Source organism: Parapedobacter soli (assembly GCF_025460835.1).
Lineage (GTDB): Bacteria > Bacteroidota > Bacteroidia > Sphingobacteriales > Sphingobacteriaceae > Parapedobacter > Parapedobacter soli.
Genome location: NZ_JAMXAY010000001.1, coordinates 168,485 through 187,164, shown reverse-complemented (window position 1 = coordinate 187,164; position 18,680 = coordinate 168,485). Strand labels below are relative to the sequence as shown.

At 47.2% G+C, this 18,680-nt stretch carries 9 protein-coding genes; 7 read left to right on the top strand and 2 right to left on the bottom strand.

Going from position 1 to position 18,680, the window contains the following annotated elements; all coding sequences use genetic code 11:
• Position 1: 1 nt before the first annotated feature.
• The 4 genes from NGM62_RS00750 to NGM62_RS00735 all read left to right on the top strand — a co-directional run bounded on the left by NGM62_RS00750 (position 2) and on the right by NGM62_RS00735 (position 8,655).
• Positions 2-1,435 (top strand): sialate O-acetylesterase, encoded by a 1,434-nt coding sequence (locus NGM62_RS00750; RefSeq protein WP_262245168.1) that lies wholly within the window; start codon positions 2-4, stop codon positions 1,433-1,435.
• Positions 1,436-1,463: 28 nt separating this feature from the next.
• On the top strand, positions 1,464-3,272 hold the full coding sequence (locus NGM62_RS00745) for an alpha-L-fucosidase (RefSeq protein ID WP_262245166.1): 1,809 nt from the start codon (positions 1,464-1,466) through the stop codon (positions 3,270-3,272).
• Between the two features lie 92 nt (positions 3,273-3,364).
• A complete protein-coding gene (locus NGM62_RS00740) occupies positions 3,365-7,573 on the top strand; it encodes a hybrid sensor histidine kinase/response regulator transcription factor (RefSeq protein WP_262245327.1) in 4,209 nt (1,402 codons plus the stop codon).
• Positions 7,574-7,575: 2 nt separating this feature from the next.
• Positions 7,576-8,655, top strand: coding sequence for a family 20 glycosylhydrolase (locus NGM62_RS00735; RefSeq protein ID WP_262245165.1), 1,080 nt, complete (start codon positions 7,576-7,578; stop codon positions 8,653-8,655).
• Between the two features lie 91 nt (positions 8,656-8,746).
• Here the strand turns inward: NGM62_RS00735 and NGM62_RS00730 are convergent, their stop codons facing one another.
• Together NGM62_RS00730 and NGM62_RS00725 are read right to left on the bottom strand one after the other, a co-directional pair.
• Complete coding sequence (locus NGM62_RS00730) at positions 8,747-8,971, bottom strand: hypothetical protein (RefSeq protein WP_262245164.1); 225 nt, start codon at positions 8,969-8,971, stop codon at positions 8,747-8,749.
• A gap of 36 nt (positions 8,972-9,007) precedes the next feature.
• Positions 9,008-9,901: an AraC family transcriptional regulator gene (locus tag NGM62_RS00725; protein WP_262245162.1), complete on the bottom strand. Its 894-nt coding sequence runs from the start codon at positions 9,899-9,901 to the stop codon at positions 9,008-9,010.
• A gap of 197 nt (positions 9,902-10,098) precedes the next feature.
• Between NGM62_RS00725 and NGM62_RS00720 the strand changes: the two genes are divergently transcribed.
• The 3 genes from NGM62_RS00720 to NGM62_RS00710 all read left to right on the top strand — a co-directional run bounded on the left by NGM62_RS00720 (position 10,099) and on the right by NGM62_RS00710 (position 18,646).
• Positions 10,099-13,311, top strand: a complete 3,213-nt coding sequence (locus NGM62_RS00720; protein WP_262245161.1) for a sugar-binding domain-containing protein — start codon at positions 10,099-10,101, stop codon at positions 13,309-13,311.
• Positions 13,312-13,474: 163 nt separating this feature from the next.
• Positions 13,475-16,687, top strand: coding sequence for a SusC/RagA family TonB-linked outer membrane protein (locus NGM62_RS00715; RefSeq protein WP_315975841.1), 3,213 nt, complete (start codon positions 13,475-13,477; stop codon positions 16,685-16,687).
• A gap of 12 nt (positions 16,688-16,699) precedes the next feature.
• Positions 16,700-18,646: a RagB/SusD family nutrient uptake outer membrane protein gene (locus tag NGM62_RS00710; RefSeq protein ID WP_262245157.1), complete on the top strand. Its 1,947-nt coding sequence runs from the start codon at positions 16,700-16,702 to the stop codon at positions 18,644-18,646.
• The last annotated feature ends 34 nt before the right edge of the window (positions 18,647-18,680 follow it).

Genomic DNA, 18,680 nt, shown 5'->3' with positions numbered 1-18,680 from the left:
GATGGTTGTTTTATTAAGATTTGTGTGCATACTGACTTGGTTTATCCCTGTCCACGCCTATGCAGACCTTAGACTGCCGGCGTTGTTTTCAGACGGCATGGTCCTTCAGCAAAATGCTTCGGTTGCTTTCTGGGGTTGGACAACACCGTTTGACGAAATAACGATACGTACGGATTGGGGTTTACGAGAAGAAAAAGCTACCGCCGACTCCACCGGGCGATGGTTTGTTCGCATTCCTACTCCATCTGCAGGAGGGCCGTATGAAATCAAGGTCTCTGGAGTGGGCGATGCTATCGTGCTAAAACAGGTGCTCATCGGCGAGGTCTGGTTGTGTTCGGGGCAGTCTAACATGGAGTTTCCTTTGGGCTTCCAAGGCAGGTGGAAAACGGGGGTATTTGATTACGAAAAAGAAATCAAAGCAGCGTCTCATGCCAATATCCGAATGTTTCAAGTGAAACGCCATACCGCTGCCACACCCCAAACCGATGTTAACGGGAAATGGGAGTACTGTGAGCCGGAATTTGCTGATAATTTTTCGGCGGTGGCCTATTATTTTGCTAAAGAATTAGCAGCAAAAACGGCATATCCCATAGGCATTATTCATGCTTCATACGGAGGGACCGCAATTGAAAGTTGGATGAGAAAGGAAGTCTTTTATGATGATATCACCAGGTATGCCAACATCCGCGAACAAGTGTCCGAGCTTTCCAATTGGGAACAAAAGCATGTTGGTCGGAATGCACCGGTTAAATACCCTACGGTCCTTTACAATGGCATGATTGCTCCGCTAGCTCCTTTTACGATGAGGGGCATTGCCTGGTACCAGGGTGAATCCAATTCGGACCGACCCAAAGAATATAGACACCTGTTTCCCGCGCTAATTGAGAGTTGGAGAAACGAATGGAAGGCAATATTGCCTTTTTACTATGTGCAAATAGCACCTCATGCCCAAAAAGGGCCTCTGATCCGAGAAGCGCAACTACTTACATTGAAGCAAGTTTCTCATACGGGCATGGCCGTCATCACGGATGCAGCCGATTCGTTAGATATTCACCCAAGGGATAAAAAAACACCAGGCAATAGGCTGGCCAGACTTGCCTTGGCGAACGTATATCAGATCGAGGGGGTGTGTCCATCAGGTCCGATTTATGATACCATGAGGATAGCGGGTAGGAAAATCGAGCTTTCTTTCAAATACGCGGAAGGCTTGCATGCAAATGGTGGGGCATTGACGGAATTTGAGATTTGCGGTGCGGACCGGGTATTTGTCAAAGCAAACGCCATCATCGAACAGGATATTATTGTGGTCTCCAGTAGCGAGGTGAATCAGCCCATTGCAGTACGTTTCGCATGGAAAAATTTTCCACGCCCAAATTTATACAATGAGGCGGGCCTGCCAGCCTCCCCTTTTCGAACCGATAATTGGGAATGGTGAACCCCTATCAGTTAAACACAAAAGAAATATGAAGAAAGAAAACATGATAACAGCGCTTTTAGCGCTTATGATATGCCTGACGGCCAATACGCAAACGATGGATGAGATGTGGGACAGTCGTTCATCAGGCGAAGAGCATCCAAATGTGCAATGGTTTAAAGACGCTAAATTTGGCATGTTTATCCATTGGGGCCTTTACTCCCATCTAGGTGGGGAATGGAATGGCAAACGTTATTACGGAAGTGGGGAATGGATCATGAATCAGGCACGAATACCCGTTAAAGAATATGAGGCCGCGGCAAAGGGATTTAATCCTGTAAACTTTGATGCAGAGGAATGGGCCCAGCTCGCCGAAGATGCCGGCATGAAGTACGTGGTCATTACCGCAAAACATCATGAGGGTTTTGCGATGTACAAGTCGGCCGTGAGCAACTTCAATATTGTCGATGCCACACCTTATCAGAAAGATCCGATGAAAGCGCTTTCCGAAGCGGTTAGAAAGCGAGGTATCCAATTTGGATTCTACTACTCACAGTTTCAAGATTGGTATGAACCCAATGGGGGAAAGAATACCTGGGACTTTAATGAGTCAGAAAAGGATTATCAAAAATATTATAACGAGAAGGCGATTCCACAACTTAAAGAAATCATGACAAATTACGGCCCTCTAGGAATCGTATGGTTTGATACACCTGGAGGGTTGACAAAAGAGCAAACCAAAGAATTTATTTCAGACCTAAGGACGTTACAACCCAACGCTCTTTTTAGTAGCCGGGTGGGCCACGGGTTAGGCGATTACCGGGATTACGGTGACTCCGAAATGCCTGCATTCCCTATTGCCGGAGCCTGGGAATCGATTTATACCCATAACGACTCATGGGGGTTTATCAAACACGATATGAATTTCAAAACCCCTGAAGTCATTATCAGATTACTTTCGGAAGCAGCATCCAAAGGCGGTAATTTAATGCTCAATGTGGGGCCGGACGGCCTTGGGAATATTCCTCCATATTCCGCAAGCTTTTTGCGTAGTGTTGGCCAATGGTTAGCGCTGAATGGCGAGAGCATTTATGGTACCACACAAGGGTTGATACCCCCACAGCAATGGGGGGTAAGTACCTCCAAGGAAGGAAAGCAATACTTGCATGTTTGGGAAAAACCGATCGACGGAAAGCTATTAATACCAGATTTCGGCGCAACGCCCACAAGAATATATACCCTTGTCGGAAACCGAGACCTCGCCTGGGAAAATAAAGGTGCCGACTTGTGGATTGATATCGGCGACTTTCCGCAAGACATCCCCCATAATGTCATTGTCTTAGCCTATCAAGATGCAGCATCGGTCTTGGGTGCGGATTCTCCAATAGTGGTTTCCGACAAGTATAATAAGGAAAGTGTGGTAGATGCGGTGTATGGTAAGCCCTATGGAGGAACCAAACTGGAAAGCCTAACGCACAGTCACTACTACGGCGATTGGAAGCACACAAACTGTATTGTAGGTATGGCTGGCTTGGCAGACAGTACGCTGTTTCAGGTAAAAGTCGTCGACGAAGGCGTGTATCAGGTGGCGTTGGAATATTCCTGTCCACAAGCGAGTGCGGGTCAAGAGGCAATACTCGACATCAACGGTGAACGCTTTCTATTCCGCACGCTGAAAACAGGAGAATATGATCGGAAAGCGCCTTTGTTATTCATTGAACACAATGTTGCCACGATAAAGCTCCACAGCTCACAACTTTATAATATCAAGATTACACCGTTAACGAACGGCAAAGAGTTATTCAAATTAAAATCGATTGTTGTCAGACCAGTCCGTACCCTCGCTTCCGCCGATTAGCTGTATGGACAACGAAATATAAAAATTGCATATCGCCAATTAATTTTCGATATTGCAGTTACGATTGTTGCCTAGTAATTAAGCGAGTGATCATGCACACTGTGGGTATACGTTACTTTCTCTTGGCAATTGCCACCCTGCTAGCGGTTGGCGCATTTGGCCAACCCACGGAAAACACGGCCAAGTTCACACACATTGGGCTACGCGAAGGGCTGTCACAAAGCAGCGTATTTGCACTTTGCCAGGATTACCTCGGTTTCATGTGGGTAGGCACACGGGATGGACTGAACCGGTACGATGCGCGTAAGTTTACTACCTACCGGAATATCCCTTCCGATAGCACTTCACTTACCGACAATTATATCCTGTCCATCCTGGAGGACAGCAAAAAGCGGCTATGGGTGGGCACCAGTTCGGGCATCACCCTTTACGATCGGCATCTCGATCGCTTTGTACGATTCCCGTTGGTCAACAACCAATCGGGTAACATCCTATCAGAGCCCGACGTATCGGCCATCGTGGAAGACCGTAAAGGCCGGGTGTGGTTTGCCACGTCACAGGGGCTGTACTGCCTCGATGATCAGGTAAACTCAAATCAGCTCATATTGGTATTTGACGCTACCATGTATAATGACCAAGGTGTACCGTTGGAATGCAACAGTGTCCTTTCGTTCTACGAAGATTCCCTCGGTGGGATCTGGCTGGGAACTGAAAAAGGTGTGCTCGTTTTTGACTCCTATCAACCCGGTACGCCACTACGTATTGTCCACTATTTCCGATGTCGCGAGGGCCAATTGAATAGCGATGAGGTGCGTGTGATACGAGAGGTAACCGACGGTATTTTTTGGTTCGGAACCAAAGATGGCGGCATCAATGTGTATGACAGCCATACCGGCGCGTTTGCTTACATCACCCACCAGCCTGAGGCCAATGGCCGGTCATTGGCCAACAATGACGTCCGTTCGATTATCGAGGACCGATTCGGCGGTTTTTGGATTGGGACTATCAATGGTCTCAATTATTATACGCCGGAAGAGGGCTTCCGAACGTTTTCGGCCAAGGACTACGATCAATTCTCCCTCAGCAACAACTCCATCCGACCTATCTTTCAAGACAAGCGGGGATCGGTATGGATAGGCACGTATTACGGTGGCGTCTGCGTTTATGACCGCCATATCCCCACCTTCCAAAACCACGCACATCAGCCCTATACCAGTAGCCTGAGTTATAACGTGGTGAGCAGCATCCTGGAAGACGCGCGAGGAAACCTGTGGGTGGGTACCGAGGGGGGCGGCCTGAACTATATGGACCAGTCAGGTCACGTGTATCGCCATTTTAAACATAACCCGGGCGTTCCCGGTTCCCTGAGCCATAACCACGTCAAATCACTTTACCTCGACAAAGACGAAAACCTATGGGTGGGCACCTATGCAGGAGGGTTGAACGTATTGAAAAAAGGCACCCATACGTTTCGGCACATCCGGCATAACCCTTCGGTGTCCCACTCGATATCAAACGACAACGTCTATGCCATCAAGGAAGATGCGCACGGCAACCTATGGTTTGGCACCTACGGTGGTGGTTTGAACGTGAAAAAACCCGGCGATGCGATGCAATTCGAAAGCTACCGGGCGCGGAAAACGGGACGTTACCACCTCAGTTCAGATCTGGTGCGGACCGTGTTCATCGATAGCCGCGGTAACCTTTGGGTAGGCACCGAAGACGGCCTAAACCTCAAACGCCCGGGTGCCGACCGATTCGAGGTTTTCCGCTTTTCGCTCGACGACCCCCAAAGCATCAGCGGCGACATCATCATCAGCATCTTCGAAGACAGCAAGGGACGCATCTGGTTCGGCACCTTCAAAAACGGGTTGAATCAGTACCACTACGATACCGGAACATTCAGCCACCTGACGGCGGAGGACGGACTTCCCGGCAACAACGTCTTCGGCATCCTCGAAGATGCAGGCCACCTGTGGTTAAGCACCAACAACGGCATATGCCGGTTCGACCCCGACTCGGGCACCATGAAATCGTATAATACCAAAGACGGCATCGGCGGCAATGAGTTCTCCATCGGGGCCTACTGCCGTACGGCATCTGGGCAGTTGATATTCGGTGGGTCCCACGGCCTTACCCTTTTCAATCCGAATGATTTCAGTTCGAGCAGCTACGTCCCGCCGATCCTTTTTACCGATTTCAGGCTGTTCAACAAGCCGGTTACGCCCGGAGGGGGAAGTGTGCTGCACAAGCCGATTTCCATCACCGACACCGTTGTGCTTAGCCATTCGCAACGTATCTTCACCGTCGAGTTTGCAGCGATCAACTATGTGCTGCCCGAAAAGAACGAATACGCTTATCGCCTCGACGGTTTGGAAGACCAATGGAATTACGTCGATGTACCCTCGGCAACCTACACCAATTTGCACGCGGGTACGTACAACCTATTGGCCATGGGGTCCAGCAACGACGGCATTTGGAACGAGGTGCCGGCCAAGCTCACCATCAAAATCTTACCGCCCCTATGGAAAACATGGTGGGCGTACCTCATCTATGCGCTGTTGGTAGCAACGGGCCTCTACACCGTCATCCGGTTTACCAAAATCAGAAGCCGCCTTGAGCACCAGTTGGCACTGGAGCATCTCGAAAACGAACGGCAGCGGGAAATCAACGAAATCAAGCTCAATTTTTTCACCAGCATATCCCACGAGTTCCGTACGCCACTCACCCTTATCTTGGCACCCGTGCAGCACCTGCTGGCCGGTGCGGCCCTCGATGGGCATGCGCGGGCCATGATGACGACCGTAAAAAACAACTCCCTGCGGCTGCTCAATCTCGTTAATCAATTGTTGGATTTCAGGAAGCAGGAAAACGGTAGTTTCGAATTGAACGTTTCGCCCCACGATTTCATTGCGTTCATCGACCGTATTGTCAGCGAATTTCAGCATTTTGCTGAGGAGCAACACATCCACTTGGAGTATAGCAAGCCCACTACGACCATTGTGGCCTGCTTTGATGCCGATCAATTCGAGAAAGTGATCTATAATCTGCTATCGAATGCGTTTAAATTCGCGCCGGTAGGCGGCAGTGTACGGGTAACTGTCGAAAAGATCGCACCTTCGGTGCGTTACCGGGAAGGGTCGGCGATGGTGACCATCTGGGACAACGGAAAAGGAATACCCGAAGACAAACTGACATCCATCTTCGAATTCTACTACCAGCTTCGCCACAATAGTGAACAGCACCGTGGCAATTTAGGCTCCGGTATTGGCCTCGCTTTAGCGAAAAGCCTGACGGAAATGCATGGTGGGGAAATTAATGTGACGAGCTATGATGGCCATGACAGGCCTACCTACACCGCCTTTACCGTAGAACTCCCACTGGGTAATACGCATATCGAGGAACGGCAACTTTCCGGCAACGGCGGGAAGGGCGAGCATTTGCCCATAGTAGCCCCGGTACCCGAAGAGCCGACTGAAAACTTGACCGCCGGCACCTCACGCCCGGTCGTTCTGGTTGTCGAAGATCATACCGACATCCGTGCATTTATTGCCAACCATCTCCGCACACACTACACCGTATTGGAAGCAGCCGATGGCTTGGATGGTTGGGCGTTGGTCCAATCCAAGCTGCCCGATTTGGTCATTACCGATATCATGATGCCCGTTGCAGACGGCATCTCGCTGCTGAAAAACATCAAGCAGCATGTGGATACCAACCACATCCCGGTGCTGTTGCTTACCGCACGTACGTCTATGGAAAATGTGATCGAAGGGCTCCAGCTCGGTAGCGACGATTACATCACCAAACCCTTCCACCTCGATGTGCTTTCGCTCAAAATTCGCAACAGCTTGGCAGCCCGTGAACGCTTCCGGAAAAAATTCATCCGGGATTACGTCCTCACGCCGCAGCAAGCGGTAGGTATATCAGACGCTGAGCAGCAGTTTCTTGGAAAAGTAATCAAACTGATCGAAGACAACCTGACGGAAACACAGTTCAATGTCAATGCCCTGGCCAGCGAATTGGGCATGAGCCGTCCGGTGCTTTATCGCAAGCTGAAACAGATGACCGATCTTAGCGTCATCGAACTTATCAACGTGCTCCGGCTGAAGAAAGCTGCCCAGCTCCTGGCTCAGGGCCAGCTGTCGGTGAGTGAGGTAGCCTATCAGGTCGGATTCAGCGACCCGAAATATTTCGGTAAGTCATTCAAGGGCTATTTTGGCAAGTCGCCCACGGCTTATACGGCGCTAGATGCAGTGGAGCAACAGGATGTACTGACACAGAAAATCAATTCATTTTAACCATGCGTATACGTTATCCGATTATCGCACTGTTGGCGCTACTTAGCTGCCGCGTTGCGGTAGGTCAAACCGAGCTAGCCGTCCGCGGCTTTTGTATCGCCGCCCCGAGTCCCGACAGGCTAGACGACTTTGTCAAATTTATAGATGGAGAATTAGCCCCGCGCGGCGTCAATACCTTGGTGCTACGGGTAGATCACAACTACGCGTTCAAAAGCCGACCGGAACTCCGTAGCGACAACACGCTATCCAAGAAGGAAGTGAAGCAGTTGGTCGCCGTCTGCCAGAAACACAACATACGGATCATCCCCCAGATTAACCTGCTGGGTCATCAATCGTGGGCCGGGCAATTGGGAAAACTACTCGAAGTTTATCCACAGTTTGACGAAACGCCCCACGTGCAGATGCCCGAAGAATATGCATGGCCTAACGCTGATGGCCTGTACTGTAAAAGCTATTGCCCACTGCACCCCGAAGTGCACGGCGTGGTGTTTGACCTCGTGGACGAAATCTGCGATGTTTTTGAAGCCGATGCTTTCCATGCGGGAATGGATGAGGTGTTTTACATCGGTCACGACAGTTGCGAACGTTGTGCAGGGCATGATAAGGCTGAACTGTTTGCCAATGAAGTGAACAAGATCGCCAGCCATCTGGCGCAGCGCGATCGCCAGCTCTGGATTTGGGGAGACCGTCTCATCGACGGCAGAACCACCGGCATCGGTATGTGGGAAGCCAGCATGAACAACACGCACCGCGCCATAGACCTCATCAACAAAGACGTGATGATCTGTGATTGGCATTACGAACAGCCTGTTCAGACGGCGGTATACTTCGCGACGAAGGGTTTCTCGGTAGTTACATGCCCATGGAGAAAAGGTGATGTCGCCATTGCCCAATTACAGGATATGGTCCGTTCCAAACAACACGCCAACGAAGAGATGACGCCACGTTACCAAGGCATGATGCAAACGGTATGGCGTAGTGCGGGGGCATTCATGGATGAATTTTACAGCGCGGAGCCGTTTAGCGAAGAGAGCGATGTGGCTTGTTTCAAAGCGCTGTTTGCTGAAATAGGGAAACTGTAGCGAAAACTAGTGCCTGTTGTGGATTGGTGGTCAAAACATACCCCAGCGGATATTGTGCCGATGAGGATGAATAATGCTTGTTTCAAGGCTACTAGAGTTTGAGTCGGATGGATATCCGTGTTAGTAGGTAAGTGAAATAAATCATGGCTGCCGCCCATGCCAGCGATCCCGCGATTGCCAACCATGGGGCGTCGGCTTGTTTGTATATGAATAATGGAGTGCTGAAGGCCCAGCAGCAGTAGTAAATGACATCGGGTGCGAGGTAGGCGTACCAATGATTGATTCGACAGGCTGATAAAGCGCTTGCATCGAACATACATGTACCCCAAATTCGCCCGTTGATTCAACTATTTCACATTGTTTTTTTCTTATAAGCCGCATTAAGTTCAATAATGTCCTTACGGTATCTTAATGGGCTTTTTTTTATGAACCGCTTGAAAAACTTGGTGAAGTTGGTCATGCTCTGGAATCCCGACGCATAGCAAATCTGCGACATGGTAAAATCTTCGCTCTGTAAAAGTTTGCACGCGTGGCCGATGCGGATTTCATTGACGAAAAGTGAAAATGTCTTTTGCGTTCGTGATTTGAAATACCGGCTGAAGGCATTGGGCGACATATGAGCCATGTCTGCCACGGTAGCCAGTTTGATTTCCGATGTGAAATTCTTCATCACATACTCATATACTTGGTTGATGCGCATTGCTTCATGTTGGTCATAGGAGTTTACGTAATGCGCATCAGCGAGGAGCTCAAATTCTGTTGTTTCTGATAATTCGTGCAAAATCATCAGAATCTGCGCCGCCTTTAGTAATTCGGGGGCATGCAGGGCTTCGTCTAGCATGGCGGCGATCCGTCTGTTGGTTTTTCCAGTGATTTTAATGCCCCGGGACGCGTGATCAAGCATTGTTTTGAATTTTTCTCCTCCGGTCCGATCAAGCAACTGTTTTTCTATCCAATTTTTTCGGAAGTATGTGACGATGGATTTGGCTGTTAACGCATCGTTATCATAGTACTCCCGGTCATTAAACCACGCATGGGGCAGGTTGGGACTTACCAACACCATATCGTGTTTCTTGAAATTCCCCACACTATTACCAATAATCCGTTTGCCGGAACTCTCGACCACATAAACCAACTCGTAGTCGTCGTGGAAATGATGTGTGTTGATAAAATAAGGGGCAGTGATCTCCTTCATCAGGAAATCACCTTTCAGGACAAAATCTAGGTTTATCAATTGAGGTTTCATATTCTCTTTGGCGAGCTTCTCATCAAAACTAAATATTTAACATTATAATGCCAAAAATTTCACTTTCTTTTCTGAAACGTGTTTGAATAGTGTTTTTTTTGTTAAAAAAGTGAAAAAATCAGCTTAAATAATGGCCTTTATTTGTACGGATGATTGTAGACCCATAACATTGACATTTTGTGATTGCACTAAGTCGGATGATCACTATAGAGCGGTCGGAGTTGAAAAGTATAGCGATGAAGAGTTTACTTTGTTTCAGTGCCTTTTTGTTTTTATTCACTCGTTCGTTTTCCAACGAATTAATTCCGCTAACCGGACGTTGGAATGTTGTTTTAGACCATAGCGGTGTGGCGAAAGCGGCGGACTGGCAAAATTTGGATTTTAACGATACGATTATGCTTCCCGGGACCCTTGGCGATGCAGGTTATGGAACCCGTGCTAGCGTATCAGACTATGGCCGGCTTACCCCGTTGCACAAATACGTGGGCAAGGCATGGTACCAGAAAAAGATAACGGTCCCCCGTCATTGGGAGGATAAACAGATTAACTTGCTGTTGGAGCGCGTTTTATGGGAATCAACTGTGTTTATTGATGGCGAAGAAGTGTCTAAACTGAACGCACTGGGTAGTCCTCATAACCATGTTTTGGGTCACCTGACACGGGGGGAACATACGCTGACCATATGTGTAGATAACGACATGATTTACAATATCGGAGATAAGGGGCACGCGTACGGCGAATACACACAGACCTTATGGAATGGTATCATTGGGAAGATTGAACTGCAGGCATATGACCCTATCCATATCCGATCGGTAAATGTACGCGCTGATGTAGCAGCCAACACCATCAAAGCGAGGGTATCTATTGCCAACTTGCTGGCCGAGAAGGGTGAAATGACGCTGACGTTGCATGACGATGCAGGCAAGTTGGTTACCAGAAGTAGGCAACAGGTAAATGCTGATTCTGTAATGGTTGGACTGGCCCCGTCTGTGGCATTAGTGCAGTGGAGTGAGCACAATCCGGTTTTATATACGTTGACAGTGGATTTGAAAGTGGGTAAGAATAGAAGCAGTAAACGGTTGAGCGTTGGATTCAGGGAAGTGACTAAGCAGAAGAATCGTATCCTGCTGAATAACCGGCCTGTATTTCTGCGCGGCAATAACGATTGCGGATTATTTCCTTTAAAGGGTTATCCACCGATGGACATCGATGAGTGGAAAGCTATTTTCGCGAAATACAAGGCGTATGGATTGAACCACGTCAGGTTTCATTCATGGTGTCCGCCTGAAGCAGCATTCGAAGCGGCCGATCAGATTGGCATATATATTCAAGCGGAGGCCGCTGTTTGGATTGATTCATGGATGGAAGTCGATATGAGTGAAAAGGGAAGGGCGGAGTTGGCTACCCGGGGTAAACCATTGGGGTTGGGAAGGGGCGACCTGGCCAAGGATGATTTTGTAAAACGTGAATTGGCGAATATTGTGAATTGGTATGGGAATCACCCGTCGTTACTTATGGTATGCGTGGGGAACGAGCTAGGTAGTTCCGATTTCGAGGAAATCGGCCGCTGGGTGGAAGCGTTGAAAGCTAAAGACCCAAGTCGGCTATACGCCGCCTCCACGGCGAGAACGATCACGCCTTACTGCGACTATGCAGTCACTCATGATTATCCGTCGCTGGGTCAGGTGCGCCAAAGGATGTATAACCATAATAATTGGGATTATGAAGAGCTGCTGAGTCAAGTTGCCGTACCGACCATTGCACACGAGATCGGACAGTGGCCTACACATCCCGTCTGGGCTGAAAACACAAAATACCAGGGCAATCTCAAAGCGTGGAACTTAGACCAATTGGCGCAGCTGGCTAAACAGAAAAGGGTTCATGGGTTGGATTCGCAATTTCGGTTGGCTTCAGGGAAGCTGGCCTTGCTGCTTTATAAGGATGAAATTGAATCGTATTTGCGCACACCATCTGCCACAGGCTTTCAATTGTTGGGGATGCAGGATTATACTGGCCAAGGCGAGGCATTAATTGGTTGGTTGGACGCCTTTTACGATGAAAAGGGTATTACTTCTCCGTCCGATTTCAAACAGTTTTGCAACGAGGTGGTCCCACTGGTAAAGCTAACTACATACAGCTGGAAAGAGGGGCAGACCATGAATGTGCCCATGTTACTTCACCAATATGCCGCAGCATCGATAGCCGGCAATCTGTGTTGGGATTTAAAAGATGAACATGGAAGTATATTGTTAAGCGGAAGTTTAGGGCAGAAGGTGTTCGAAAGTGGACAGTTGCACCAAGCGGGAACGATAGAGGCAATCATCCCCGAGGGTCTGGCGAATACACAAATAACACTACATGTCTGGATCGAAGGTACTGGATACGCAAATAGTTGGCCGCTTTGGATTTTCCCGAGCGAGACCGATCTGATAGCTAGTAATGATATTTTTATAACAGGCGCGTTTGATGACACTGCCATAGCTGCGTTGGCAGCAGGGCGCAGGGTATTGTTGATCGCGAATAATTTGGGCCCTACCGAGAATCGGGCGCTCGCGGCTTGGAAACCACTGTATTGGTCGGCAACTTTTTTTCCGGGGCAGGGCATAAAAACAATAGGAGCGCTTATCCAGCACGATCATCCCTCGTTTGATCATTTCCCAACATCGTATTACTCTAATTGGCAATGGTGGAATATCGCGGCGGGTGCGCGCGGGTTCCTACTTAATGACTTCCCCGAGACTTACATGCCGATTGTCATGCCGATTAGTGATTTTCACTTCAGCGATCGGATAGGGTCGATATTCGAAGTGACTGCCGGGGGCGGCCGACTATTGGTCTGCGGTTACGATATCAGCGAGGCCAATCAGTCCATCGAGGCCAAGCAACTCCGGTATAGTATTTTAAAGTATATGGAGAGCAATCGCTTCAGTCCGGAGGTAGACATGGATTTATTGCAGTTGGGAGAATTATTTGAGCAGCCGGATAACCAACAGGAAGCCCCGGCGCTCGCCGATGTGCTGTTGTCCGTGTTGCCCGGCCCCGAAACAGATGGCCAAAGTGTTTATCGCAAATCAATGGACCAGGTACTGATTGGCGATACCAGCTCATACGAATTCTACAACGTAGTTTATCAGAAAGACGAGCATGCTGCCGGGTGGAGCGGTAATGATATTCGATTGGTCGTGAAGGTCCCACAGGGGCTGTTGGGCGATTTGAATGTGGTCTTCCGAGAAATAGGGAATGAGTGTAGCATCAAAATCGAAAACCGACACTATTCGTTGGCCCACACAAATGGAGCGTATGCGTTGCATTTGCCGATTATGCGGGAAGATACGCAGGATGGGGAAATTGTGATGGAAGTTAGCGGTGAAGTCACGCTGCAAAAATTTGAAGTTTTTACTAAATGATTAGGTAACCACACTTGTTAAAATAGTGTTAAAAATGAATGAATAAGTGGCTATTTTGAACTTTGCTTATACCAATCTTTGTATTGACTATATTATAAATAATCTTAAATGCTGATTAACTAAGAAGCCGTGACCAGAATTGGTGAAATGCTTGATAAGGCTGATGCCGGTTGTTGTATTTAAAAGGGCAGACATTTTCAATAATAAACTAATTATGATCGATAGAATTTTTATGAAAAGGAAAACTACACGAGTGCTTGAAACACTGAGAAGTTTATGTATCGTGTCCATAGCGATATGGTGTATAATACCCTTAAGCGTACGAGGGGCTACTAGCCATCAGCAACGATCGATTTACGGCACTGTGTATGTCGACGATGAGGCTGTACCGGGGGTGTCGGTGAAAGTAAAGGAAAGGCCTTCTGTTGGTACTTCGACGGATTTGAATGGCAAGTTTGTCTTAGATGTTTTAGATACCGACAGTATACTGATAATTTCATTTGTGGGCCACCTTACTCAAGAGGTTCGGATTGACCGGCAACGCTCAATGGACGTTCACCTCGTCAAAGACGTGCAACAGATAGAAGAGGCTGTAGTGGTCGCTTATGGTACGCAGAAGAAGACGTCTGTTATTGGGTCTGTTACGTCGATAAACCCCACCGAATTGAAGGTGCCCTCTAGTAACTTGACGACAGCGTTGGCGGGTCGGCTTGCCGGGTTGATTGCTTATCAGCGTAGTGGCGAGCCTGGACTCGACAATGCGGAATTTTTTATACGTGGTGCTACCACATTTGGGTACAAAGTAGACCCACTAATTATGATAGACGGCATGGAATATTCAACGACGGAATTGGCCAGATTGAATATCGATGATATTGCGGGGTTTTCTATATTGAAAGATGCAACTGCAAATGCACTTTATGGAGCAAGAGGAGCCAATGGCGTAATTCTGATTACGACGAAAGAGGGTAGAGAAGGGAAAGCCAGAATGAGTATACGCTTGGAGAATTCAATCTCCTCGCCCACACGGATGGTTGAAATGGCTGACCCCATTACCTACATGAAGTTACATAATGAGTCTATCCTCACTAGAAATCCGCTGGGTGTAGCCCGTTATCCGCAAGGCAAAATTGACAATACCGAGGCCGGATTAAACCCCGAAGTATTTCCCGCATTGGATTGGCGAAAAATAATCTTCAAGGAAAATACCCTTAACCAGCGGCTGAACTTTAACATCCATGGAGGAGGACAAATCGCCACTTACTATATTGCGGCTGCGGCCAATGTGGACAAAGGAAACCTGAAAGTTGATCAGCGGAATAATTTCAATAGCAATGTAGATTTAAAAACGTATTCGTTGAGATCTAACATCAACGTGAGATTAACGAAAAGTACTGAATCAATGATCCGGATGTTCGGGACATTCGATGACTATACTGGACCTTTGGAAGGAGGGGCTGAAATCTACCAAAAAGTTGTTAGATCAAATCCGGTTTTATTTCAACCGTACTATACACCTGTTGGCGACGTTGCCGATGTAAATCATATACTATTTGGTAACTATGATACGGGAAATTTTCTTAATCCTTATGCCGACTTGGTGAAAGGCTATCGTGAATACTCCAGAACGCTGATGGGTGTTCAATACGAGTTAAAACAGGACCTTTCGATGCTAATACCCGGGTTGTCGCTCCGTGGAATGCTAAACACAAATAGGCAGGCTTTCTTCACTTTGAGTCGCTCTTATAATCCATTCTATTATCGGTTGTCGGGATATGACCGGTTAAGTAATCGATATGTCTTGAATGCCATTAATCCCGAGACAGGGACGGACTATTTAAGTTATGAGCCGGGCGAGAAGTTAGTGTCTTCCACATTCCATAGTGAAGCTGCGGCGAACTACAACGGCTCGTTTGGTAAGAGCGGCGTTTCTGCAATGCTTTTATTTATAGCAAGGAGTTCCGTTAATAGTAATGAAGAGACGCTACAGCAGTCATTGCCTTATCGCAATGCGACACTAGGTGGTCGGTTGACATATGATTATGATGACAGGTACTTTGCTGAGTTCAATTTTGGTTATAATGGATCTGAGCGTTTCTATAGGACTGAGCGCTTTGGATTCTTCCCTTCTGCTGGTGTTGCCTGGAATATATCAAATGAGCCTTTTTTTGAAAGCACCCAGCCAATAATTAATAAACTGAGACTAAGAGCAAATTACGGTTTGGTGGGGAATGATGCAATTGGCAGTGCAGACGAACGCTTTTTTTACATGTCCGAGATTAATATGAACGATCCTAATTATGCAGTCGCTTTTGGGCGTGGGGGGGCTGTTGTGAGAAATGGAATTTCGTTTTTGCGGTACGAAAATCAAGCAATCACCTGGGAAACTGCAAAAAATTCCACCATCGGGTTAGAGTTGGGCCTATTAAATCAATTAGATCTGATAGCCGAATACTTTTTTGAGAATCGCACAAATATTTTAATGACAAGGGCCTCAATACCCAAAACATTGGGACTCCAAGGGAGTGTTCCGAAAGCTAATGTCGGAAAGGCTAAATCGAGGTCTTTAGATATCAGCTTGAATTATAATAATACTTTTTCAAACGGTTTTTATCTATCGGCCCTTGGAAACCTAACGTATGCTAAGAACGAGTTCGTTGCATATGAAGAACCGATATATGCCAATCAATGGTCCTATCGTGCTGGTAGACCTATTCACCAGTTTTATGGATATATTGCCGAACGGCTATTTGTAGACGATGAAGAGGTGCGGAACTCACCCACCCAGATTTTTGGTGATCAGCCAACCAGAGGGGGTGACATTAAATATCGCGATATAGATAACAATGGCTTCATTAACGAAGATGATATGGTGCCGATCGGCTTTCCCACGGTTCCGGAAATTGTGTTCGGCTTTGGATTCTCGGCCAAGTATAAGCAAGTTGACTTCTCTTTATTTGCACAGGGGTCCGGGCGCTCATCGTTCTGGATGGATCCGGTTGCTACTTCACCTTTTGTTGATGATAAGCAATTGCTGAAGGCATACGCTGAGAATCATTGGTCAGAAGACAATAGCAACAATCTCTACGCATTGTGGCCTAGGTTGAGTAATGTCGAAAATGGAAACAATACCCAACCCAGCACATGGTTTCTTCGTGACGGGTCATTCATTCGGCTCAAGCAAGTAGAAATCGGTTATACAGTTCCCAGCACGTGGTTGAAGTCAATCGGAATCGATAATTTCAGGTTATACATGAATGGAACCAACCTCGCTGTGTGGAGCGGCTTCGATATGTGGGATATCGAGATGGGCGGAAACGGTTTAGGTTATCCATTGCAGCGAGTGATAAATTTTGGTCTCCAACTAGAACTCTAAACTAATTATAGTATGAAAAATATAACGATGCGTTCGCTAACACTTTCTGTTTACTTATTGACTTTAGGAGCGTGTAGTAATTATTTGGATGTAATGCCAGATAATGTGCCTACGATTGAACATGCATTTTCCCTACGAAGTTCAGCCGAAAAATTCCTCCATACCTGCTATTCTTACTTGCCTGGAAACGGTTCGTGGAGTACCAATCCTGGGTTTAGCTCCGGTGATGAAGTGTGGTATTACTCCCCGATTTCGGCGCAATACAGTTCAGACTATATAAGTCTGGCAAGAGGGCTGCAAAATGCTACAGATCCTATTGGAAACTATTGGTCTGGACGCCGAAGCGGTAAACCCTTGTACGAGGCTTTGCGTACCTGCAATATTTTTCTTGAAAACATTCACAAAGTGCCCGATATGGAGCCGTTTGAACAGCAACGGTGGATTGGTGAGGTAACCTTTTTAAAAGCGTATTATCACTTTTTGCTAATGCGGATGTACGGTCCTATCCCATTGATGAGGGAGGCGCTACCGATCTCTGCTGCGTCAGAAGAGGTGCGTGTTTACCGGGCACCAATTGATGAATGTGTAGATTATGTTGTATCGCTTCTGGATGAAGCTATAACGAATGAATCGTTACCGAACCGAATAGCGGGCACAGAGACTTCAGAATTAGGAAGGATAACTAAGGCAGTAGTTTATGCTATTAAAGCGAAGGTATTAGTGACTGCAGCTAGCCCGTTTTTTAATGGTAACACAGACTATAATAGTCTTTTGGTCGATGCGAAAGGTAGCCCATTATTCAATCCTCAATATAATGAACAAAAATGGGAGCGAGCAGCAACGGCTTGTAAGGAAGCTATCGCATTTTGTGAAGCGAACGGTTACGGACTGTCTAGATTTCGGGGCAATTCCAGTTATGTAATCAATGACACGATCTCGACACAATTGGATATCCGATCGGCATTAACGGAAGTTAATGATAATATTGAGGTTATATGGCCGAATGTGAACTCGTCGGTGAGCAAAAACCAACACCTCTCGATGCCTAGACTTTCGTCATATGTGTTTTCAGGAAATGACCCGTGGGGATTGATTTCTCCAACACTCAAACTCGTCGAAAAATACTATACGAAAAATGGTGTGCCGATTGAAGAGGATACATCTTGGGATTACAACGAACGGTATTCGCTCCGGATTGCCGGGGATGAGGACAAGTTTATAATCGCTGATGGGGAACAAACTGTAAATCTCCATTTTGATAGGGAACCCCGTTTTTATGCATCGATTGGCTTTGACCGAGGTATTTGGTTCGGCAACTGGGAGGGCAACTACAATGTAAATGCCGCAGGTGGTTTGTTGTTTCCTCGGGCGCGATTTGGAGAAATATCGGCAAGGATTGACGTTGATGGGTATGTGATTACGGGCTATTGGCCGAAGAAGTTGGTAAACATAGAGACTTTTGCAAGCCGGTCTACTGGAAATATGCTGGCAAATATTAGACCTTATCCTTGGCCGGAAATAAGAATGGCCGACCTATACCTATTAGCCGCCGAGGCGTCGAATGAATGGGAGGGTCCTTCGGATGAGGCACTTAGTTGGGTAAACCTGGTTAGGGAGCGTGCCGGACTTCAATCTATTGAGTCGAGCTGGACAGCGTTTTCCTCTAATCCCGACAAGTTTCGATCAAAGGAAGGGTTAAGGGCCATTATTCAACAGGAACGAACAATCGAGCTGGCGTTTGAGGGTGTCAGGTATTGGGATTTGCGAAGATGGAAACGCGCGCATGTTGATCTTAATGAACCCATTGTAGGTTGGAATATTGAAGGTGAGACGGCTGCCACCTACTACCGAAGAACAGTGTTGTTTAATCAACAATTTAGAATACAAGACTATCTATGGCCAATTGAACACGCAGAATTGCGTATCAATGGGAATTTGACGCAGAACCCGGGCTGGTAAATAGTTACGAACATTATAAATATCAATTATTACG

What these genes read in the sequence shown, in the direction of transcription:
- NGM62_RS00750 (WP_262245168.1), top strand. Translation starts at nt 2, where the DNA reads ATGGTTGTTTTATTAAGATTTGTGTGCATACTGACTTGGTTTATCCCT.
- NGM62_RS00745 (WP_262245166.1), top strand. Translation starts at nt 1,464, where the DNA reads ATGAAGAAAGAAAACATGATAACAGCGCTTTTAGCGCTTATGATATGC.
- NGM62_RS00740 (WP_262245327.1), top strand. Translation starts at nt 3,365, where the DNA reads ATGCACACTGTGGGTATACGTTACTTTCTCTTGGCAATTGCCACCCTG.
- NGM62_RS00735 (WP_262245165.1), top strand. Translation starts at nt 7,576, where the DNA reads ATGCGTATACGTTATCCGATTATCGCACTGTTGGCGCTACTTAGCTGC.
- NGM62_RS00730 (WP_262245164.1), bottom strand. Translation starts at nt 8,971, where the DNA reads ATGTTCGATGCAAGCGCTTTATCAGCCTGTCGAATCAATCATTGGTAC.
- NGM62_RS00725 (WP_262245162.1), bottom strand. Translation starts at nt 9,901, where the DNA reads ATGAAACCTCAATTGATAAACCTAGATTTTGTCCTGAAAGGTGATTTC.
- NGM62_RS00720 (WP_262245161.1), top strand. Translation starts at nt 10,099, where the DNA reads ATGATCACTATAGAGCGGTCGGAGTTGAAAAGTATAGCGATGAAGAGT.
- NGM62_RS00715 (WP_315975841.1), top strand. Translation starts at nt 13,475, where the DNA reads ATGCCGGTTGTTGTATTTAAAAGGGCAGACATTTTCAATAATAAACTA.
- NGM62_RS00710 (WP_262245157.1), top strand. Translation starts at nt 16,700, where the DNA reads ATGAAAAATATAACGATGCGTTCGCTAACACTTTCTGTTTACTTATTG.